Below are 15,299 nucleotides of genomic sequence, written 5' to 3'. Positions count from 1 at the left end.
GGGGGAAGCTGCCCGCCCGGGGTGCCCCCGGCGCCGGCGGAAACGGCCGCGGCACGCCCCGCGCGCGGGGTAAGGTGGAGGCGTGCAAGAGACGCTGTGGCACCTGCTGGCGGCCACCCTGATCGGCTTCACGGTGGGCCTCGAGCGCGAGCACGCCAGGGTCGAGCGCCAGACCTCGGCCATCGGGGGGGTGCGCACCTTCACCCTCATCGGGCTGCTGGGGGGCGTGGCGGCGCTGGGGCAGGTCCCGTGGCTGCCGGCGGTGGGGCTGGCGGCGGTGGCCGCGCTGGCGGTCTACTCGCTCAAGGACGGCCGCGACGCCACCAGCCCGGTGGCGGCCCTCACCGTCTACGTGCTGGGCGTGCTGTGCGGCGTGGGGATCGTGCTGCCCGCGCTCTTCGCGGGGGCCCTGCTGCTGGGGTTCCTGGCCTTCCACGACGAGCTCCACGCCTTCGTGGGGGGCATCCAGCGCGGGGAGGTGGAGGCGGCGGTCCTGCTGGTGCTGCTGCTGGGGGTGGTCTACCCCCTGCTGCCCGACGCCGGCTACGGCCCCTACGGCGTGTGGAACCCCCGCGAGATCTGGGGCGTGGTGCTGCTGGTGGCCGGGGTCAACTTCGCCGGGTACCTGGCCCTGCGGCTGCTGGGCCCCAAGGGCCTGTGGGCCACCGCCCTGCTGGGCGGCTTGGTCTCGTCCACCGCCGTCGCCCTCTCGATGGTCGCGCGGAGCCGGGCCAGCCCCGGCAAGAGCCCGCTGTGGGCCAGCGGGGTGGTGCTCTCCTCGCAGATGATGCTGGGGCGGGTCCTGGTCTGGAGCGCGCTCCCGGCCCCGGTCCTGCTGGGCGCCCTCTGGCTGCCGGTGCTGCTGTGGCTGCTGTGGGGGTTCGCGGCGGCGGCCTGGCTGGCCCGGCGCGACAACCGGGCGGCCGAGCAGGTGCCGCTGCAGAACCCCCTGCAACTGCGCAGCGCGCTGCTGTTCGCCGGGGTCTACGCCCTGGTCAAGCTCCTGGCGACGCTGGGCCTCGAGGCCTTCGGCAGCGCCGGGGTTTTCGCCGTCAGCGCCCTCTCGGGCGTGGCCGACGTCGACGCCATCTCCCTCTCCCTGGCCCAGCTCACCGCCGGGGAGCAGCTCGCCGTGCGGGTCGCGGCCACGGCGGTCGTGATCGCCGCCCTGAGCAACAGCCTGTTCAAGGCCGCGCTGTCCTTCGGCGGCAGGGGGATGGGGGCGTACGTCGCGCTGGGGCTGCTGCCGGGCGGGCTGCTGGCGCTGCTGGCCCTGCTGCTGGGCCCGGTGCCGGCCGGCCGCTGACCGGGCCCGGGCGTCGGCGGGAAGCCCTCTAGGGGAGGCGCACGCTCAGCGCAGCGCGTAGACGTGCCCGTCCATGTCCGCGACGTACACCACCCCCCCGGCGACGGCGGGCGAGGAGCGGATCTGCCCCGCGGCCTTGAAGCGCCACAGCTCCCGGCCGGTCTCGAGCTCGAGGGCGTACAGGACGGTGTTGTTCCCGCCCACGTAGACCACGCCCCCCGCGACGGCCGGCGACGACCAGAAGGTGGTGGCGGCCGCCGTGAGCTGCCAGACCGGGCGGCCCGTCCTGGCGTCCAGCGCGGTGACCGTCTCGCCCAGGCTGCCGAAGACCACGCGCTCGCCGTCCACCGCCGGGGTGGAGAAGACCCGTCCCCGGGTGGCGAAGCTCCACAGGGGCGCGCCGTCGTCGAGCCGCACCGCGTAGAGCCGCCCGTCCTCGCTGCCGAAGTAGGCCGCCCCGCCCGCGACGGCGGCGGTGTGGACGGGGCCGCCCGCCCCGGCGTGCCAGCGCAGCCGCCCGGTCCGGCGGTCGAGGGCGTAGAGGTGGCCCTCCGCGCCCGCGATCACCCCGCTGCCGATGAGGAGCGTGTCCCCGGCGACGGCGGGCGAGGAGCCGAGGTTCCAGATCTGGCCCCCGGTGGCGTAGCGCCAGCGCTCCCGCCCCGTGCGGGCCTCGAGCGCGTAGAGGGTGCCCTCGAGGCTGCCCACGTACACCGTGCCGTCCGCGACGGCCGCCGAGGAGTCGACCGGGCTGCCGGCGTCGAAGCTCCAGGCGAGCTGCCCGCTGCGGGCCTCGAGCGCGTACAGCCGCCCGTCCTCGCTGCCGGCGTAGACCAGGCCGCCCGCGACCGCCGGGGTCGCCGTGACCCTGCCGCCGGTCGGGAAACGCCACCGCTCCTGCCCCGTCGCGGCGTCCAGGGCGTAGACGTTTGCGTCGTTGCAGCCGATGTAGAGCGCTCCGGCGGCGGGGGTGGGCGAGCTGAAGACCTGCCCGCCGGCCTTGAAGCGCCACAGCAGCCGGCCCTCCAGGGCCGGCCGGGTCGGGTAGACCCCCGTGCGCCGCAGGTCGGCGTGGAACATCTGCCCGTCCGAGGAGACGCCCGGCTGGACCATGCCGAGCAGGCCGAGGACGAGCGCGGCGAGGACCGGCGGGAGCCGTTTCGCGTAGGCGTTGAAGCGCCGTTGGGGCACCGTGCTCACCCCGCCGGCCCGTGCTGGCCCCCGCCGTAGCGCCTCAGCACCCGCAGGGCCCGCAGCGTGTTCCAGCGGCTCGGCTCGCCGGCCCGCTCGAGCTCGAAGAAGATCTTCCCGCGATACCCGGCGGGCAGGAGCCAGCGGCCGTCTTCCTGCCGGCGCTGGAGCACGATCTCCAGGGCGTCGTTCATCCGCGCGTCGAAAGACGCGGCCACCGACCGGAAGTAGTCCAGCGCCCGCAGGATGTCGTAGTGCCAGCGCGGCGGGAAGAAGAAGTGGGTCATCCTGGGGTCCACCACCCGGCCCGTGCGGTGGGAGCGGAAGAGGCGGTGGACCAGCAGGAACTCCCGCCCGCGCTCCTGCGCGGCCCGGACCTCCTCGGCCCGGTGGGGGCTAAACTGCCCGAAGTCGCGCAGGGCCTCGAGCACCAGGATGGTGGTGTGGAAGGAGCTGTGCGTGGCACCCCTGTACGACCGGCAGTTCCAGCCGCCGTCGGGCATCTGCTGGGCCAGCAGGTGATCGGCGATTTTTTCCAAGCGCTCATCCCCCGACCCGAAGTAGGCCAGGACCGACAGCACCATGCCGGTCACGCAGGTTTCGCTGTGCTTGTAAGACGCCCAGAAGTTGATCCCGCCGTCGCGGTAGAAACCCTCTTCGATCAGGCGCTCGCAGGCCAGCAGGGCCTGGGGGTGGCCGGGCTCGAGGCCGAAGTCCCGCAGCAGCAGCAGGGTGTAGGTGGTGGAGGTCCACTTGGGGAGGTAGAGCCCCTGCGCCCAGGTGCCCCCCGGGTCTTGCAGCGCCAGCAGCCGTGCCCCCCAGCCCTCGAGCGCGACCCGCTTTCGCGCGGCCTCCACGGCTCCTGGCCCGGCGCCGCTCAGGTCGCGCAGGGCCTGCCAGCGCACGGCGGGGTCGCCCTCCAGCAGCCACCCCACGGCCGCCTCGGTCGCGGGGGGCTCGATCTGTGTCGGAGAAAGTTCGGGTCTTACGCTCCTGCCCACGAAGCACCTCCCGTGGCGTTGGTCACCCCCCCCGCCTCGAGCGCCGGCGGCTGCCCGCGAAGATCCCGCCCGAGACGCCGCCGATGCCCAGCATGAAGCCGAGGTCGTACCACAGCCCCGCGTTGGGGTAGGCGTAGATCCGCACGTCGTTGGGGAAGAGGCTGATGATGAAGGCGAGGGGGGCGATGAAGCCGTGCCACAGCCCCAGCCAGAAGCCGGGGCCGCCGCGTTCGGGCGGCACGGCCTGGGTCGCGGCGCAGGCGGCGAGCACCAGGAGCACCGCCAGGAGCATCGCCGCCCACGCCGCGGCCGTTCCGAGGTGACGAGCTTTTCGCATGGCTTCCTCCCGTATGCCTACTCGAGCGCGATCACGACCCGCTCGCCCTTGGCGTGCTCCTCGACCTCGATGAGCGTCCCCTGGACCTCGGGCTGCTCGGCGAGCTGCACCAGCTCGTTCATGTCGATGCCTTCCGCCCGCATGGCCTCCTGGGCCCGCCTCGGGATGAGCCTCGAGGCCAGCCGCAGCACGCTGCCGGGGATGGTCACGGTGGTCTCGGGCTCGCTGCCGTTCTTGTAGACGCGGATCTTCAGGCTTTTCATCTCGGTCTCCTTTCCCACGGTGAGGTGTGCTCACGCTCGCCCGGCCTCGGCCGGCCGCCGTATGGTCGGCTGGCCCGGCCAGCGCGCAACGGCTAAACGCACGGGTTATGTGCTCGACGCGGGCGTGGCCGGTTGGGCGCGATGTCCGGGCTGTGCGCCACGCCCGCAGTCAACCTCGAGGGCGTTACCGGGCCATTACCTGCCGGGATTCTGCCACAGCCGCCGGTCTCATCCATTCGTTATGTTATAAACGTAAGATGGCCGGGCCATGCCCCTGCCCGCGGAACGCCCCTCGCGCCCGGCCGGCGCCCGCCTCCGGTTGCCCTTCGCCCGGGTCTACGGGGTGGACTTCAGCGGGGCGCGCCTGGCGGGGCGCAACACCTGGGTGGCGGTGCTCGAGCCGCTGGCGGGCGACGTGCCGCTGCGCCTGGCGCGGCTGGCGAGCCTCGAGGCCCTCTGCGGCAGCGCCGAACGCGGGCCGGCCCTGCGGCACCTGCTGGGGATGGTGCTGCGCTCGCGGCGCGCGCTGTGGGCGCTCGACCTGCCCTTCGGCCTGCCCCCCGAGCTGCTGGGGCCGGGCGCGGGCTGGGCGCAGGCGCTGGAGTTCATCGCCGGCTGGGAGGGCGGGGCCGAGGGGTTGGGGCGGGAGCTGTGCCGGAGGTCGCTCGAGCGCGTCGGCCGGATGCACCTGCGCCGCAGGACCGACCAGGAGGAGCAGGCCCCCTTCGACCCCTACCACTACCGGGTGGTGCACCAGCTCTTCCACGGCGTGCGCGAGGTGGTCCTGCCCCTGAGCCTCCACCGCACCACCGCCGTGCTGCCCTTCCAGCACGCCAAGCTCGCGGGGGCGCACCGGGTGGTGGTGGAGGCCTGCCCGGCCTCGACGCTGCGCCGGCTGGGGCTGCCCCGCCAGGGCTACAAGCAGACCGCGGGGCGGGAGGAGGACCCGGCCCGCCGCGCGGTGCGGGGGGAGATCCTCGAGGGCCTCGCCCCCCACGTGAGCGTGGGGGAGCGGCACCGCCGCAAGCTCCTGGACAACCGGGGCGGCGACGCGCTCGACGCGCTGCTCGCGGCGGTGGGGGCGGCGCGCGCGTGGCGAGAGACCGACCGCCGCGCCGTGGCCGAGCACCCGCGCTACGCCCTCGAGGGCCGCCTCTACGTCTGAGGGCGCCCACCGGCTGGACTCATTCCCCCCGCGGGGAGCAGTCGGGGTGGGGCAGCCTTGGGGCGTGCCCGTCGCCCGCGGGCCGGGGTGTCATGGAGCAATTACAAGCTGGCGCGGCGTCAGGCCGGGCCGGGGCAGAACTCGCACATCGCCCGAAGAACTGCTTTAGAATAACAAGCACGTTAGAATACGCCCAGACCCCCAGCCTCGAGGTCGGCCCCAGATGAGCCTCACGCCCGACGACGCCCGCAAACAGCTCTCCCTCCTCACCGCCGCGCTGGAGGAGCTGCCCCTCTTCGCGGGGCCCGGGGCGCTGCTCGAGGGCCTGCCCGCCCTGTTCGCACGCCAGGGGGAGGGGCACGTCTCGGTCTGGGTGCCCGAGGACTCGCGCCTGCGGGTGCTGGCCGCGTGGGGCTTCGACCCCCAGGCCCTGCCCTACCTCCCGGAGGAGGGCGTGGTGGGCCGGGCCTACCGGCAGGGCGAGCCGGTCTACGTGGCCGACGTGGCCCAGGACCCCGGCTACATCGCGCTGGAGGGCCACTCGGTCACGAGCGAGCTGGCGCTGCCGCTGCGGGTCTCGGGGGAGGTGGTGGCGGTGCTCAACCTCGAGCGCCCCTGCCCCTTCGCCGAGGCCGAGCTGGAGGGCTACGTGCGCTTCGCCCGGGCCGTGAGCCACCAGCTCACCCGCCTGTACGAGCGCCTGCAGTTCGAGCTCACCTCCCGGCTGGGCGAGGGGGTGGGCCAGGCCGAGGACTTCCAGGACGCCGCCCGGCGGGCGCTGGCCCACCTGCTGCCCGCGCTCGGCGGCACGGCGGGGGCGATTTTGGTGCAGCAGGGCGGCCTGCTCAAAGCCGTGGCGCTCGCGGGGGAGGGCCTGCGGCAGGGGGGAGGATCGCTCGAGGAGGGGGTCCCCTACGGCCGGTGGCTCTCCTGGCAGGTCCTCGACAGCGGCCGGCCCTTCTTCGCCAGCGCCTACGACCGCTCCGCCTGCCGCCTGGAGGCGTTCAAGGCGGCCGGGGTGCGGGCGATGGCGCTGCACCCCATCCCGCTGGGCCCCCACGCCCGGACCCGGGCGCTGCTGGCGCTGGGGGACTCCCGCCCGCGGCGCTGGCTCAGGGTGGAGCAGGAGATGCTCGCGGCGGCCAGCCGCACGCTGGGCCTCTCCTTCGCCACCTTCCAGACCCAGGAGCGCCTGGCCACCCTGCTCGCGCTGGCCCGCGAGGCGGTGGAGGCCCCGCCCGAGGCGGTGTACCAGCGGCTGGTGGAGTCGGCGGTGCGGCTGGTGCCGGGGGCGCAGACGGGCAGCCTGCTGGTGCGGGAGGACGGGGGGTTCCGCTACCGGGCGGTGGTGGGCTTCGAGCTCGGCGACTTCGGCTCCGTGTCGCTCACCGAGGAGCAGCAGCGGGCGTGGTACGGCCCCGACCTGGAAGCCTGGCGCCGCGGGGAGCCGCGCATTTTGGCGCTGGGGCCGGACTCGCTGGCGGCCTGGAGCCGCGACAGCGGGATGCCCCCGGGCTTCGACGGGGCCACCCGGGTGCGGGAGATCGCCTCCACCCTGGCCCTGCCGGTGCCCCACCAGGGCGAGGTGCTGGCGGTGCTCAACCTCGACAACTTCCACGACCCCTCCGCCTTCGACGAGGACTCCCTCGAGGCCGCCCGCCTCTTCGTGCCGCCGGTGGCCGCGCTGCTGCATGAGCTCGACTCCCGGCGGCGCCTGGAGGAGGCCGCCCTCACCGACGCCCTCACCGGCCTGCCCAACCGCCGGGCCTTCGACCGCTTCTTCCCCGAGGAGCTCTCCCGCGCCCGGCGCTACCGGTACCCGCTGTCTCTGCTGGTGATGGACCTGCGGGGCTTCAAGCGCATCAACGACGAGCTGGGGCACGCCAAGGGGGACCAGGCCCTGCGGCGCGTGGCCCAGGTGCTCTCGGCCCAGCGCCGCGGCGGCGACCGCTACTTCCGCTGGGGCGGCGACGAGTTCGCGGCCCTCCTGCCCCACACGCCCCGCGAGGGGGCGGTGGGCGCGGCCGAGCGCCTGGCCCGCCACGTCGAGGCGATCGACCTCGAGGGCCGCCTCCTGGGGGTCAACGTGGGGGTGGCCGCCTTCCCCGAGGACGGCGCCGACGAGGACGCCCTGCTCAGCACCGCCGACCACCGCATGTACCGGGCCAAGACCCATGGGGTCGCGGTCTGGGCACAATGATTGTGGACCAGAACCTCTCGAAGCGCAGGGGCTGGGGGAGATGACCCCCTCGGCCGTCCGCAGGGGAACGGCCAGAAAACTACGGCCGGAAACGGCGGGTTGCGCCTGCGCCTACAGGGGCCTTTGTTCGGGCACCCCGTTTATACCGCCGGGGGGTATGGCCGCCAACGCGGTAGGGGCGCGACCGGGGCGCCTCGAGCGGAAAAACCCTCACGCATTCGGCGTGATCATCCCGTCGCACAAGCGTCATACCTCTTGGAAATATCCCGGGCCGGGCCCCGTGAAAAATCTCACTCCGCGGTGCCCTTGCCTTTTTCCTTCTAGACCCCTACGATGTAGACTCGAGAACCCCAAACATACCCGATATCGGTATACGCGCCGGTACGGGCAGCCCCAGCGCAGGAGGTGTGGACATGCAGGACGAGAAGCATGACCTACTGGCCCGGATCAACCGCAGGGAATTCCTCAGGAAGACCGGAATCGCCGCCGCGAGCCTGAGCACGGTCCCCGGCCTGGCGGGCCTCGCCGCCGCCCAGCAGAACCCCACCGCCGACGCCCTGGTGGCGGGCAAGGACCCCGGCCTGATCGTGCGCAACACCAACCCGGTCGAGCTCGAGACCCCCGTCGCCCTGCTGCGCGAGCACCGCTACACGCCCAAGAACATCATGTACATCCGCAACAACCAGGGGGTGCCCCCGGGCATGCAGCTCACCACCGAGCCCCCCAGGGCCGAAGAGTGGACGGTGGAGGTGGTGGGCCTGGTGGACAAGCCCCTCACCCTGCGCCTCTCCGAGCTCAAGGGGCTGCCCGCCACCGAGCTCGAGATGGTGCTGCAGTGCTCGGGCAACGGCCGCAGCTTCTTCTCCCGGTACGCCCGCGCCAGCGGGGCCCAGTGGGAGCGGGGCTCGCTGGCCAACGTGCGCTGGAAAGGGGTGAAGCTCTCGGCGGTGCTGGAGGGCGCCGGGGTCAAGCCCGAGGCCCTCTTCCTCACCGCCGAGGGGGCCGACCAGCCCGCCAACCCCCAGGCCCCCGACATCGAGCGCAGCGTCCCCCTGCGCGACGTGCTCGCCAGCGCCCTGCTGGCCTACGAGATGAACGGCGAGCCGCTGCCCACCGTGCACGGGGGGCCGCTGCGGCTGATCGTGCCGGGCTACTACGGCATCAACAACATCAAGTGGGTCAACCGGCTGCGCCTCGAGGCCGCCGCCTCGACCAACAACACCATGATCCCGCGCTACCGGGTGCCCTTAGCCCCCGTCCCCGTGGGCAGCGCCTTCACCTTCACCCTCGACAACAGCCGCCCCAACTGGCGGCAGAACGTCAAGGCCGTCATCCTCAGCCCCGCCGAGGGCCAGAGCGTCAGCGGCATCATCGAGGTGCGGGGCGTGGCCTGGAACGACGGCTCGGCGCCGATCACGGGGGTCGAGGTCTCCACCAACCAGGGCCGTAGCTGGCAGTCGGCCAGCCTCGAGAAGCCCTCCTCGCCCTACGGCTGGTACCCCTGGCGCGTCCGGGTGATGGTGGCGACGGGCGACACCGAGGTCTGGGCCCGCGCCACCGACGCCCTGGGGCGCAGCCAGCCCGTCGACGGGGCGATCCTGTGGAACCCCAACGGCTACGAGTGGAACGCGGTGGACAAGGTCAAGATCAAGGTGGGCTGAGGGCTTTGGCTATGGGTTCTTCACGCGTGAAGTGGCTCGCGGCCGCGGCCGGGGCGGCCCTCGCCCTGGCCTGGGTGATGGCCCAGGGGCTGCCGCAGGGCGAGGGCAAGGCGTTGGTGGAGCAGCGCTGCAGCGTCTGCCACGGGCTGGAGGTCATCACCAGCAACCGCCTCAGCGCCGCCGAGTGGGACGCGGTGGTGGGCAGCATGATCGGCAACGGGGCCCGGCTCGACGACGCCGAGCGCAAGGTGGTCGTGGCGTACCTGGCGACCCACTTCGGCAAGGAGGCCGCGCAGGCCGCCCCGGCCCCCGCCGACGAGGGGGCTAAGGTGTACGCGGCGTGCCAGGGCTGCCACCAGGCCAACGGGGCCGGGGTCCCGGGGGCCTTCCCGCCCCTGGCCCGGCACGTCCCCGCCATCCTGGCGGCCCCCGGCGGGCGGGCGTATCTGCCGCTGGTGGTGCTGGGCGGCCTGCAGGGCCCGATCGAGGTCGAGGGCGTCGCCTACAACACCCCCATGCCCGCCTTCGCCTCGCTCAGCGACGCGCAGGTGGCGGCGGTGCTCAACCACGTGGCCTCGAGCTGGGGCAACGCCGCGCTGCTCAAAGACTTCAAGCCCTACACCGCCGAGGAGGTCCGGGCCCTGCGCCGGCCCCTCACCCCGCAGCAGGTCTACGCACAGCGGGCCAAGCTGGGGCTGAAGTAGCATGGGACGGGTCCTTTCGCTGCACGTGGGCGAGCGGCCGGGGCTGCCCAAGGCCGGGGTGGGGGAGCTGCGGCTGGTCGCCGGCTACGGCGCCGTGGGCGACCGGCACGCCGGCGGCGACCCGAGGCGGGCGGTGCTGGTGGCAGGGGTTGGGAGCTACCGCCGCGCCCTGGAGGCCGGGGTCGCGCTGCCCTACGGCGCTTTGGGGGAGAACCTGCTGCTCGACCTCGACCCCCACGCCTGGGTGGGGCGGCGGCTCGAGGCGGGCGGGGCGCTTTTGGAGCTGGTCGCCGTCTGCCCGGTCTGTGCCGCGCTCACCCGCCTGGACCCCCGCCTCCCCCGGCTGCTGTACCGGGGGCGGGGGGTGTACGCGCGGGTGCTGCGCGGGGGGGTCGTGCGCCCGGACGACCCGGTCGAGGTGCAGGCCCTCGAGGACGACCTGGCGTTGGCTGGGCGAACGAACTGACCGAATCGGGTATCAGCCGTGCAAGAACCTGGGCAGGCTCTGCCACAGGATGAAGGCCCCCATCAGCACCAGAAAGCCCGCGAAGCCGCGCCGCAGGCCGAGCTGGGGGATGCCCGCGGCGATGCGCCCGCCCAGGAAGCTCCCCGCGACCCCCAAGGCCGCGAAGAGCAGCACGACGTCCCAGTGGACGCTGTAGCCCTGCGCGGGCAGCAGGTGCAGGTACTTGTAGAAGCCCGCCCCCGACTTCAGCGCGACGACGAGCAGGCTGGTGCCCACCGCCAGGTGCATGGGCAGGCCCCCCAAGAGCACCAGCGCCGGCACGATCAGGAAGCCCCCGCCCACCCCGACCAGCCCGGTGAGGACGCCCACGCCCAGGCCCTCGAGCACGATCTTGAGGGGGGAGCGCTCGCGGGGGCGGGGCTGCCCGGGGAGCTTCTGCGGGCGGAACATGAAGTAGGCGGCCAGCAGCATCACCAGCGCGAAGAGCCCGAGCTGCCACACGCCGGGCACCCACTGGGAGAAGTAGGCCCCCAGGTAGGTCCCGGCCATCCCCGGCAGGCCGAACCAGACCACGCTGGCCCAGTCGATCTGGCGCCGCAGGCCGTAGGGGAGGGCCCCCACCAGGGCGATGAGGCCCACCACGGCCAGCGACTCCGCGACGGCCAGCTTCTCGGGCTCGCCCACCAGATAGACCAGGATGGGCACGGTGAGGATGGAGCCCCCCGAGCCCAGCATCCCCAGGGCGATCCCGACCAGCACCGCGCCGGCCCAGGCTAGGAGCATGCGGCCTCCGCGGGCGCAAGGCGCCCCGCCAGGGGGTAGCCGTGCCGGGCGTAGCCCTGGATGCCCCCCAGCAGCCGGCCCACCTCCGCGAAGCCCTCGTAGCCCAGCACCTCGGCGGCGAGCGCGGCGCGGCTGCCGGAGGCGCAGACCGTCACGACGGGGCCCCGGATCTCGCCGAGGCGCCCCAGCAGCTCCCCCAGCGGGACGTTGAGCGAGCCGGGCACGTGCCCCTGGGCGTACTCCTGTGGCTCGCGCACGTCCAGAAGGGTCGCCCCGCGGCGCGTCCAGAGCGAGAGTTCGTTGGGGAAGACGTCCTGGTACATGGCCCTGGTCACTTTACGGGCAGCCCCGCCCGCCTCCAGGCCTCGAGGCCCCCCGCCAGGTTGTAGGCCTTGAAGCCCTTAGACGCCAGGAAGCGCGCCGCCGTAGCGCTGCGGCTGCCGCTGCGGCACTGGCAGATGATCTCCTTGTCCCTGGGCAGCTTCTCCCACTCGGCGGCCAGCCTGTCCAGCGGCAGGGCCTGCGAGCCGGGGATCTTGGCCTCCTTGCGCTCCGGCGGCGTGCGCACGTCGAGGAGGAGGGCGCCGGCCTCGAGCTTCTGCCGGGCCTCGGCGGGGGAGAGGCGGCCGGGGGCGGGGCCGCCGAGCGCCTTCTTGAGCCAGCCGATCAACGCTCCACCTCGAAGCCCGCGCTCATCCAGCCGTAGGTGCCGCCCTCGAGGTTGCCCACGAGCTCCTTGCCGAAGCCCTGGCCCACCAGGTAGGCCGCGGCCTGGGAGGAGCGGTTGCCCGAGGCGCAGGCCAGCAGGATCTTGCGGCCTTTGGGCAACTGCCCGGCCTGGGCCACGAAGCGCCCCAGCGGGACGTTGACCGCGCCCGGCAGGTGCCCCATGGCGTACTCGTAGGGCTCGCGCACGTCCACGACGTAGGCCCCTGCGTCCACCCAGGCCTTGGCCTCGTGCGGGGTGAGCTCGGTGAAGGCGGTCTCGCGGTAGGTCACCTCCACCGGGACGGTGTCCAAGGGCAGCCCGGCGCGGTACCACGCCAGGATGCCCCCGTCGAGGTTGAGCACCCGGGCGTAGCCCTTGGCCGCCAGCCAGGCCGCCGCCTGCGCCGAGCGGCCCCCGCTGCGGCAGTAGAGCACCACCGGCTCGTCCTTGGGCAGCTCGGCGGCCCGCCCGGCGAACTCGGACAGCGGCACCAGCTTGGCGCCGGGGATGCGGGAGTTGGCGAACTCCTCGGCCTCGCGCACGTCCACGAAGAGGACCTTCTCCTCGAGCAGCTCCTGCGCTTGTTGGGGGGTGATGTCCTTGTAGGGCACGGTCAACATGGTTCTCCTCCGTCGTTTAGATCGGGCTGGCGCAGGGGATCCCCGTCTCGCGCCAGGCCTTGATGCCGCCCTCGAGGTGCCAGACCTTGCGGTAGCCCAGCGCCAGGAGGGTCTTCAGGGCTTCTTGGGAGCGGTTGCCGCTGCGGCAGTACAGCAGCACCGGCTCTTCGCGCTCGAGGCGGAGCGGGGCCAAGGCCCCGAGGGTGCCGAGGGGGAGCCGCAGGGCGCCCGGCAGCACCCCCTCCGCCCACTCCTCCGGCTCGCGCACGTCCACCACCCGGTAGCGCTCGAGGGTGCGGTAAGCCGTCTTGGGGTCGAGGTTTCGGGTCATGGTGCGTCCCTTCAGGAGACCCCCGGGCCCGCGGGCTCGGGGGCAGGCAAATCTTCCCTCAGGCCCCCACCGCCTGGCGCGTCTCCCCCTTCTCGGTGGGGAAGCCGTGCTCCTGCCAGGCCCGGATGCCGCCGGTGAGGTTGATGACGTTGGTGAAGCCGGCGGCCAGCAGGGCGCTGATCGCGGTGGAGGAGCGGTCGCCGCCCAGGCAGTGCAGCACCACCGGCTTGTCCCTGGGGATGCGGCCCAGGTGCTTCATCACCCGGCCCGCGTGGAGGTTGAGGGCGCCGGGGATGCGCACGGCCTGGTGCTCGTCGGCGGCGCGCACGTCGAGGATGACCGCCTCGCCCCGCTCCCACAGCGCCTTGGCCTCGGCGGCGGTGAACTGGGGGACGGTCTCGAGCTCGCCCTGCACGTAGCCGTCCAGGCTGGGGATATACCCCACCACCCGGTCCAGCCCGATGCGGACGAGCTGGGTGGCCAGCTCCTGCACCCGCCCGGGGCTGGCCAGCAGGATGAAGTCGCGGTCGTAGGGCAAAAGCCAGCCGGCCCAGGTGGAGAAGCTCTTGCCCGCCGGGATGTTAATCGCCCCCTCGAGGTGCCCCCCGGCGAAGGCGAACTTGTCGCGGGTGTCCACCAGCAAAGCCCCCTCGGCCAGCTTTTGCTGGAACTGCTCGGGGGTGAACGGGTGGGGTTCCTTGAGCTCCCCCAGGATCGGCATGCCGTCGCGGTTGAGCCGCTTCATCTGGGCGAAGTAGTAGGGGGCTTCGGGCTGGCCGGAAAGCAGGGCCCTCACGAAGCCCGCTTCGTCGTCCTTAGCCAGGTAGTCAGCCCACCAGGCGAAGCGGCGCTCGTAGCCCACGGTGGTGCTGGCTACGGCCCCCAGCCCCTTGCCGCAGGCGCTGCCCGCGCCGTGGCCGGGCCACACCTGCACGTAGTCGGGCAGGGTGAGGAACTTCTCCTTCAGGCTCTTAAACATCCGGCGGGCCCCCGGCTCGGCGGTGCCCAGGATGCCGGCGGCCTCCTCGAGGAGGTCGGGGCGGCCGATATCCCCCACGAACACGAAGTCGCCGGTCAGGATAAAGCCGGGTTCGGTCGCGGTCGCCCCGTCCCGTACCAAAAAGCTGATGTGCTCGGGGGTATGGCCCGGGGTGTGAACCACGGTGAGGGTGACGTTGCCGACCCGGATCTCGTCGCCGTCTTTGACGAGCTGGTAGTCGAAGCCCTCGAGGCCCCTGTACTTCCAGTTCTCGTCGCCCTCGTCGGAGAGGTAGAGCTTGGCCCCGGTGGCCCTGGCGAGCTCGCGGGCGCCGGAGAGGTAGTCGGCGTGGATGTGGGTCTCGGTGACGGCCACGATCTTCAGGCCGTTTTTCTGGGCCTCCTCGAGATAAACCTGGATATCCCGCCGGGGGTCTACCACCACGGCCGTGCCCTGCGCTTGGCACCCGATAAAGTAGCTGCCTTGAGCCAGCCCTTCCTCGTAGATCTGTCGAAACAGCATCAGCAAACCTCCTAAGCGCAAGGCTATATCCCCGGGGGGTATATGTCAAGTACGCCTAGGGGGTATTGGATGGCCTCGAGGTCGTGCGGCACGGTACGGCCTCCCACCAGGGCTCGAGCCCCCCGCCCTCGCGTAACCCTGACCCCGGCCCACGCGTGGGCCGGGGCGGAAAGCCCGGCTCATCCAGGCCCTCCACCCCGGCCGCGCGTGGCGCCCGCTCAGCGGCGCAGCAGGCGCACGGCCTCCACGATGCCCCGCGTGTCCCCCTGGCCCTTGGCCAAGTCGGCCTGGCACTCCTCGAGGTAGGTCTCGAAGATGATGTCGCCGGTGGCCTCGAGGGCGCTGCGCACGCCGGAGAGCAGGGTGAGGATCTCGCGGCAGTCGCGGCCCTCCTCGACCATCTTCTGCAGGCCGCGCACCTGGCCCTCCAGGCGCTTGAGGCGGTTGAGCACCTGCTCCTTGGTCGGGGGAGCGGGCCGGGGCTTGCGCTGGGTTCGGGTTCGGTTCGCAACGGCACTCAAGGTTCACCTCGCGGGCTGGGTATCCCTCAGGGGTATCCCCCGCGTATCAGTCTATCCCACGGGCGCGCCGGGGGTGGTCTACCGCAGCCGCTGGAGGAGCTCCTCGAGCTGCGCCCGGTTGACGGGGCCGAGGTGGCGCGCCAGGACCCGCCCGTCCGCCCCGATCAGCAAGGTGGTAGGCAGGCCGCTGACCCGGAAGCTCTCCCGCAGGTTGGCGCTGTCCAGGAAGACCCGCGCCGACAGGCCGGCCTCGCGCAGGAAGCCCTCGACGGCCCCCGCACCCTCCCCGGCGTTGAGCAGCACGACGGGGTAGCCCTTCTGCTGGTACTCCGCCAGCAGGGGCATCTCGGTGCGGCAGGGCGGGCACCAGGTGGCCCAGACGTTGAGCAGCATGGGCTTGGGCAGGTCGCCGAAGCGCGCGGGGGAGGGCTGGGAGCGGCCGGGCTCGAGGTAGGCCAGCGGCCGCGCGTCGAGGGCCGGGCTCTCGAGGGCCAAGCCGGGGCGCAGCAGCGCCTGCTGGAGCCCGAGCGGGAGCGCGGC

General features: G+C 73.0%; 18 protein-coding genes. 6 read left to right on the top strand and 12 right to left on the bottom strand.

Annotated features, from left to right (window positions below; translation table 11 throughout):
- The first annotated feature begins 82 nt into the window (after positions 1-82).
- Positions 83-1,306, top strand: coding sequence for an MgtC/SapB family protein (locus tag MEICH_RS0115610; RefSeq protein ID WP_027893393.1), 1,224 nt, complete (start codon positions 83-85; stop codon positions 1,304-1,306).
- Between the two features lie 45 nt (positions 1,307-1,351).
- Here MEICH_RS0115610 and MEICH_RS25400 read toward each other — a convergent pair whose 3' ends face one another.
- From MEICH_RS25400 to MEICH_RS0115590, 4 genes are all read right to left on the bottom strand, one after another.
- Positions 1,352-2,506: an outer membrane protein assembly factor BamB family protein gene (locus tag MEICH_RS25400; RefSeq protein ID WP_051304255.1), complete on the bottom strand. Its 1,155-nt coding sequence runs from the start codon at positions 2,504-2,506 to the stop codon at positions 1,352-1,354.
- Positions 2,503-3,432: a hypothetical protein gene (locus MEICH_RS0115600; protein ID WP_051304254.1), complete on the bottom strand. Its 930-nt coding sequence runs from the start codon at positions 3,430-3,432 to the stop codon at positions 2,503-2,505. The genes MEICH_RS25400 and MEICH_RS0115600 overlap by 4 nt, the downstream gene beginning before the upstream one ends.
- A gap of 88 nt (positions 3,433-3,520) precedes the next feature.
- Entirely contained in the window at positions 3,521-3,835 is a 315-nt protein-coding gene (locus tag MEICH_RS0115595) for a hypothetical protein (RefSeq protein WP_027893391.1), read from the bottom strand.
- 17 nt (positions 3,836-3,852) lie between these two features.
- Positions 3,853-4,098: a hypothetical protein gene (locus MEICH_RS0115590; RefSeq protein ID WP_027893390.1), complete on the bottom strand. Its 246-nt coding sequence runs from the start codon at positions 4,096-4,098 to the stop codon at positions 3,853-3,855.
- A 268-nt stretch (positions 4,099-4,366) separates the two neighbouring features.
- On the opposite strand from MEICH_RS0115590, the gene MEICH_RS0115585 reads away from it, so the two are divergent.
- The 5 genes from MEICH_RS0115585 to MEICH_RS0115565 all read left to right on the top strand — a co-directional run bounded on the left by MEICH_RS0115585 (position 4,367) and on the right by MEICH_RS0115565 (position 10,294).
- Positions 4,367-5,263: a DUF429 domain-containing protein gene (locus MEICH_RS0115585; RefSeq protein ID WP_027893389.1), complete on the top strand. Its 897-nt coding sequence runs from the start codon at positions 4,367-4,369 to the stop codon at positions 5,261-5,263.
- Between the two features lie 223 nt (positions 5,264-5,486).
- Positions 5,487-7,463: a diguanylate cyclase gene (locus MEICH_RS25395; RefSeq protein ID WP_051304253.1), complete on the top strand. Its 1,977-nt coding sequence runs from the start codon at positions 5,487-5,489 to the stop codon at positions 7,461-7,463.
- 413 nt (positions 7,464-7,876) lie between these two features.
- Positions 7,877-9,124 carry a sulfite oxidase gene (locus MEICH_RS0115575; protein ID WP_084542384.1) on the top strand — a complete coding sequence of 416 codons (1,248 nt, stop codon included), beginning with the start codon at positions 7,877-7,879 and terminating at the stop codon, positions 9,122-9,124.
- A gap of 11 nt (positions 9,125-9,135) precedes the next feature.
- Entirely contained in the window at positions 9,136-9,828 is a 693-nt protein-coding gene (locus tag MEICH_RS30495) for a c-type cytochrome (RefSeq protein WP_027893387.1), read from the top strand.
- Position 9,829: 1 nt separating this feature from the next.
- On the top strand, positions 9,830-10,294 hold the full coding sequence (locus tag MEICH_RS0115565) for an MOSC domain-containing protein (RefSeq protein ID WP_027893386.1): 465 nt from the start codon (positions 9,830-9,832) through the stop codon (positions 10,292-10,294).
- A 12-nt stretch (positions 10,295-10,306) separates the two neighbouring features.
- On the opposite strand, the gene MEICH_RS0115560 is transcribed toward MEICH_RS0115565, so the two are convergent.
- The 8 genes from MEICH_RS0115560 to MEICH_RS30230 all read right to left on the bottom strand — a co-directional run.
- Positions 10,307-11,077, bottom strand: coding sequence for a sulfite exporter TauE/SafE family protein (locus MEICH_RS0115560; RefSeq protein ID WP_027893385.1), 771 nt, complete (start codon positions 11,075-11,077; stop codon positions 10,307-10,309).
- Positions 11,068-11,400, bottom strand: a complete 333-nt coding sequence (locus MEICH_RS0115555) for a rhodanese-like domain-containing protein (protein WP_036219455.1) — start codon at positions 11,398-11,400, stop codon at positions 11,068-11,070. Before MEICH_RS0115555 ends, MEICH_RS0115560 begins: the two co-directional genes overlap by 10 nt.
- An 8-nt stretch (positions 11,401-11,408) precedes the next feature.
- Entirely contained in the window at positions 11,409-11,747 is a 339-nt protein-coding gene (locus MEICH_RS0115550; protein ID WP_027893383.1) for a rhodanese-like domain-containing protein, read from the bottom strand.
- On the bottom strand, positions 11,744-12,406 hold the full coding sequence (locus MEICH_RS0115545; RefSeq protein ID WP_027893382.1) for a rhodanese-like domain-containing protein: 663 nt from the start codon (positions 12,404-12,406) through the stop codon (positions 11,744-11,746). The genes MEICH_RS0115550 and MEICH_RS0115545 overlap by 4 nt, the downstream gene beginning before the upstream one ends.
- Before the next feature lie 16 nt (positions 12,407-12,422).
- Positions 12,423-12,737 carry a rhodanese-like domain-containing protein gene (locus tag MEICH_RS0115540; protein ID WP_036219454.1) on the bottom strand — a complete coding sequence of 105 codons (315 nt, stop codon included), beginning with the start codon at positions 12,735-12,737 and terminating at the stop codon, positions 12,423-12,425.
- 58 nt (positions 12,738-12,795) lie between these two features.
- A complete protein-coding gene (locus MEICH_RS0115535) occupies positions 12,796-14,238 on the bottom strand; it encodes a rhodanese-like domain-containing protein (RefSeq protein ID WP_027893380.1) in 1,443 nt (480 codons plus the stop codon).
- A 218-nt stretch (positions 14,239-14,456) separates the two neighbouring features.
- The gene (locus MEICH_RS0115530) at positions 14,457-14,690 is read right to left on the bottom strand and encodes a metal-sensitive transcriptional regulator (protein WP_027887986.1); all 234 of its coding nucleotides are present in this window, start codon (positions 14,688-14,690) and stop codon (positions 14,457-14,459) included.
- A 147-nt stretch (positions 14,691-14,837) separates the two neighbouring features.
- The coding region (locus MEICH_RS30230; RefSeq protein ID WP_036219451.1) for a TlpA family protein disulfide reductase at positions 14,838-15,299 on the bottom strand (462 nt) is incomplete at its 5' end.

It is taken from the genome of Calidithermus chliarophilus DSM 9957 (genome assembly GCF_000430045.1).
Taxonomy (GTDB): domain Bacteria; phylum Deinococcota; class Deinococci; order Deinococcales; family Thermaceae; genus Calidithermus; species Calidithermus chliarophilus.
Note: the sequence above shows the minus strand (reverse complement) of the source record. Positions and strands in the feature narration are given on the sequence as shown.

What these genes read in the sequence shown, in the direction of transcription:
- MEICH_RS0115595 (WP_027893391.1), bottom strand. Translation starts at nt 3,835, where the DNA reads ATGCGAAAAGCTCGTCACCTCGGAACGGCCGCGGCGTGGGCGGCGATG.
- MEICH_RS0115590 (WP_027893390.1), bottom strand. Translation starts at nt 4,098, where the DNA reads ATGAAAAGCCTGAAGATCCGCGTCTACAAGAACGGCAGCGAGCCCGAG.
- MEICH_RS0115585 (WP_027893389.1), top strand. Translation starts at nt 4,367, where the DNA reads ATGCCCCTGCCCGCGGAACGCCCCTCGCGCCCGGCCGGCGCCCGCCTC.
- MEICH_RS25395 (WP_051304253.1), top strand. Translation starts at nt 5,487, where the DNA reads ATGAGCCTCACGCCCGACGACGCCCGCAAACAGCTCTCCCTCCTCACC.
- MEICH_RS0115575 (WP_084542384.1), top strand. Translation starts at nt 7,877, where the DNA reads ATGCAGGACGAGAAGCATGACCTACTGGCCCGGATCAACCGCAGGGAA.
- MEICH_RS30495 (WP_027893387.1), top strand. Translation starts at nt 9,136, where the DNA reads ATGGGTTCTTCACGCGTGAAGTGGCTCGCGGCCGCGGCCGGGGCGGCC.
- MEICH_RS0115565 (WP_027893386.1), top strand. Translation starts at nt 9,830, where the DNA reads ATGGGACGGGTCCTTTCGCTGCACGTGGGCGAGCGGCCGGGGCTGCCC.
- MEICH_RS0115560 (WP_027893385.1), bottom strand. Translation starts at nt 11,077, where the DNA reads ATGCTCCTAGCCTGGGCCGGCGCGGTGCTGGTCGGGATCGCCCTGGGG.
- MEICH_RS0115555 (WP_036219455.1), bottom strand. Translation starts at nt 11,400, where the DNA reads ATGTACCAGGACGTCTTCCCCAACGAACTCTCGCTCTGGACGCGCCGC.
- MEICH_RS0115545 (WP_027893382.1), bottom strand. Translation starts at nt 12,406, where the DNA reads ATGTTGACCGTGCCCTACAAGGACATCACCCCCCAACAAGCGCAGGAG.
- MEICH_RS0115540 (WP_036219454.1), bottom strand. Translation starts at nt 12,737, where the DNA reads ATGACCCGAAACCTCGACCCCAAGACGGCTTACCGCACCCTCGAGCGC.
- MEICH_RS0115535 (WP_027893380.1), bottom strand. Translation starts at nt 14,238, where the DNA reads ATGCTGTTTCGACAGATCTACGAGGAAGGGCTGGCTCAAGGCAGCTAC.